3 protein-coding genes are annotated in these 2,846 nt (G+C 45.4%); all 3 read left to right on the forward strand.

Annotated features, from left to right (window positions below; all coding sequences use genetic code 11):
* The first annotated feature begins 177 nt into the window (after positions 1–177).
* The 3 genes from istA to FD01_RS04410 are packed head-to-tail and all read left to right on the forward strand — an operon-like array spanning position 178 to position 2,674.
* Positions 178–1,713, forward strand: a complete 1,536-nt coding sequence (istA, locus tag FD01_RS04400; RefSeq protein ID WP_056962823.1) for an IS21 family transposase — start codon at positions 178–180, stop codon at positions 1,711–1,713.
* Positions 1,713–2,471: an IS21-like element helper ATPase IstB gene (gene istB, locus FD01_RS04405; RefSeq protein WP_003663191.1), complete on the forward strand. Its 759-nt coding sequence runs from the start codon at positions 1,713–1,715 to the stop codon at positions 2,469–2,471. Before istA ends, istB begins: the two co-directional genes overlap by 1 nt.
* A complete protein-coding gene (locus FD01_RS04410; protein WP_003663192.1) occupies positions 2,468–2,674 on the forward strand; it encodes a hypothetical protein in 207 nt (68 codons plus the stop codon). The genes istB and FD01_RS04410 overlap by 4 nt, the downstream gene beginning before the upstream one ends.
* Positions 2,675–2,846: the final 172 nt, after the last annotated feature.

The following is a 2,846-nucleotide window of genomic DNA, read 5'->3' on the forward strand; positions in this document are numbered from 1 at the left end:
ATGGTATTGGTCCAGAAAAACGTCCGCACGCCCGTAATGCGAAGTTTTTGACACCACTCGGCGAAAAAATTGTCCAAGGTCGGCGAAGAAATTGACCAACAATACAGAAACCTCCTGTATACTACGGGTAGCATACGTGTAAGCGCGTGCAATTCTTAAATACAGGAGGTCTTTGTAATGGCTATTCATTACCGTCAAATTCTTGAGCTTCACGCTCAAGAGCTGGTGCAGCGAGACATTGCGGCAATCACTGGGAATTCACGTCCCAAGATTTCTGAAGTTATCAAGCAAGCTGAGCTACATCAGATTAGTCCACCATTTACTGATGATGTGGATGATATTTGGTTGGAAAGCTTGTTGTTTCCTCAGAAGCAACCGATGGCAAAAGGTCGGCAGATACCCGACTTCGAAAAGATACACGAGGAATTGGCTAAGCCTAACGTCACCTTATCCCTGGTTCATTATGAATATGAGCAAGAGTGCCGACAAAATGGCACAATTCCGTATGCGTATCGAACCTTTTGCCAGTATTATCGTGCTTATGCGCAGAAATATAAGGCAACTATGCGGATCCGGCGTAAACCAGGTGAAGTGATGGAGGTCGATTGGGCGGGCTCACCTTTGCATATCGTCGATCGCGAAACTGGAGAAATCATCAAGGCATATCTGTTCATCGCTTCTTTGCCGTGTAGTGCGTACAGCTACTGTGAGGCATTTATGACTGAACAACAGGAGGCGTGGCTTACTGGACACATTCATGCGTATGAATTCTTTGGTGGTGTGACGCAATATCTGATTTCCGACAATCTCAAAACGGGTGTGACTTCGCACAAGCATAGCGAAATCATCTTGAATGAAATGTATCGAGATCTAGCCTTGCACTACGGCACAATTGTGATGCCAGCAGGAGTCCGGAAGCCAAAGGATAAGCCGACTGTCGAAGGTGTTGTGGGGACAGTATCAACATGGATTATAGCAGCGCTACGAAATGAAACATTCTTTGGCCTCGAGGAATTAAATAAGGCCGTTCGCATCAAACTCAAGGAGTTCAACGAACGGCCATTCACAAAGAAATATAAACAAGGTAGTCGCCTTTCGGCGTTTCATGACGAAGAAAGCTTTGCCTTGCGACCATTACCTGTTCAAGCTTATACGATGGCCAGTTGGCGGACTGCCATCGTGCAATTAGACTACCACATCAACGTGGAAAGTCAGTTTTACTCTGTTCCTTACGAGTATATCTCATCTAAAGTGGATATCAAGGTGACGAAAGATATCGTAGAAGTTTTCTACAAAGGTAATCGAATTGCCTCCCATAAACGACTAACCGGTAAATTCGGGCAATTTTCAACCAATCACGATCATTTGCCAGCAGAACATAAACTGTTCGTCGATCATACACCTGAGAACGCATTAGCTTGGGCGGAAGAGGTTGGCATCAATACGCTTGCCGTAATGCGATATCTACTTAAATCGGCGGCAAGTGAAAAACAAGGTCTAAGTGCAGCTTTTCGATTCAAAGGCTTAGCTAGAAAATACGCAGCTATTGAAATCGAAGCCGCGTGTACGACCGTGATGAAAATTGCGACCGCACCGACGGTGTCCGTAGTTGAACGGGTTATGAAAAGTCAAAAGATTCCAGCACCAAAGACGATTAACGAACCCGACTACGGTTTTACTCGTGGTGCAGCATACTTTGGAGGAAATGACTAATGGTAAATGACGAAACTCAACGGAAGTTACGGCAGATGAAGCTTACCTCTATGGCAAATGCCTTGGAAGCACAGGAAAGCAACACAGAATATCGATCAATGAACTTTGATGATCGGTTCAAGTTACTCGTTGATGCGGCTTACGCAAGCCTTCAGTCAAATAGGCTGAATCGACTGATCAAGAGTGCAAATTTTCGGACGAATGAGCCATGTATAGCTGATATCAATTACTTGCCGGATCGTAAGTTGGATCGGAACTTGATTCAACGCCTTGCGACTGGCACGTATATTCAAGAGCACCATAACGTCATCTTAATGGGTGCTTCAGGTAACGGGAAAACATGGTTGGCGACAGCTTTGGGGATTGAGGCTTGCCATCAGTTTCATAAAGTAAAATATGTGCGTCTTCCCGAACTGATTGATGATTTGATTGTAGCGAAGCATGAGGCAAACGGTGACTTTCATAAGATTATTGAACGGTACAAGAAAGTTGAACTCTTGATCATCGATGAGTGGCTTTTGACGCCGATCAACGATGAACAAGCTCAGACTATTCTTGAGTTGATCGAATATCGAAGTCAGCGTGGTTCAACAATCTTTTGTACTCAATTCGCGCCGGAAGGCTGGCATAGTAAGCTGGGAAATCCACAGATTGCGGATGCGATCCTTGACCGAATCGTCCACGATTCTTACAAGCTCCTTATCCAAGGCGACAAATCGATGCGCGAGCGGTATGGAATCGGAGGCGAATTTGCATGATTTCAGTAGAACTGGAACAACGATTGGCGCTGTTCTATGCACATACAGACGCAATGGAAGACTGGGAAAACGTGCTTGGCGACGCACTGGTGGACATTATCTGGGAAAATAACGATAAATTGACGGATGACGAGCTTTTCGAATATGGAAAAGAAGTCATCGTGAAATACCTGGGTAAGTGCCGAGGAGACAAGCTCCCGTAAAACTGAAAGTGGCATCGCTGAAAACGCTCAGCGATGCCACTTTTGAAATTCTTGGTCAATTCTTTCGCCGAGTGGTGTCAATTTTAGCACCGAATGGGGTAAAAAAGATCGCCGAGTGGGCGTGCGGACGTTTTTCTGGACCAATACCATCACGCAGCCTTGCTACGTCGGT

The sequence above is a fragment of the Lacticaseibacillus manihotivorans DSM 13343 = JCM 12514 genome, from assembly GCF_001435035.1.
Taxonomy (GTDB): domain Bacteria; phylum Bacillota; class Bacilli; order Lactobacillales; family Lactobacillaceae; genus Lacticaseibacillus; species Lacticaseibacillus manihotivorans.

Coding starts and splice junctions, on each gene's coding strand:
- FD01_RS04410 (WP_003663192.1), top strand. CDS start 2,468: ATGATTTCAGTAGAACTGGAACAACGATTGGCGCTGTTCTATGCACAT.
- istB (WP_003663191.1), top strand. CDS start 1,713: ATGGTAAATGACGAAACTCAACGGAAGTTACGGCAGATGAAGCTTACC.
- istA (WP_056962823.1), top strand. CDS start 178: ATGGCTATTCATTACCGTCAAATTCTTGAGCTTCACGCTCAAGAGCTG.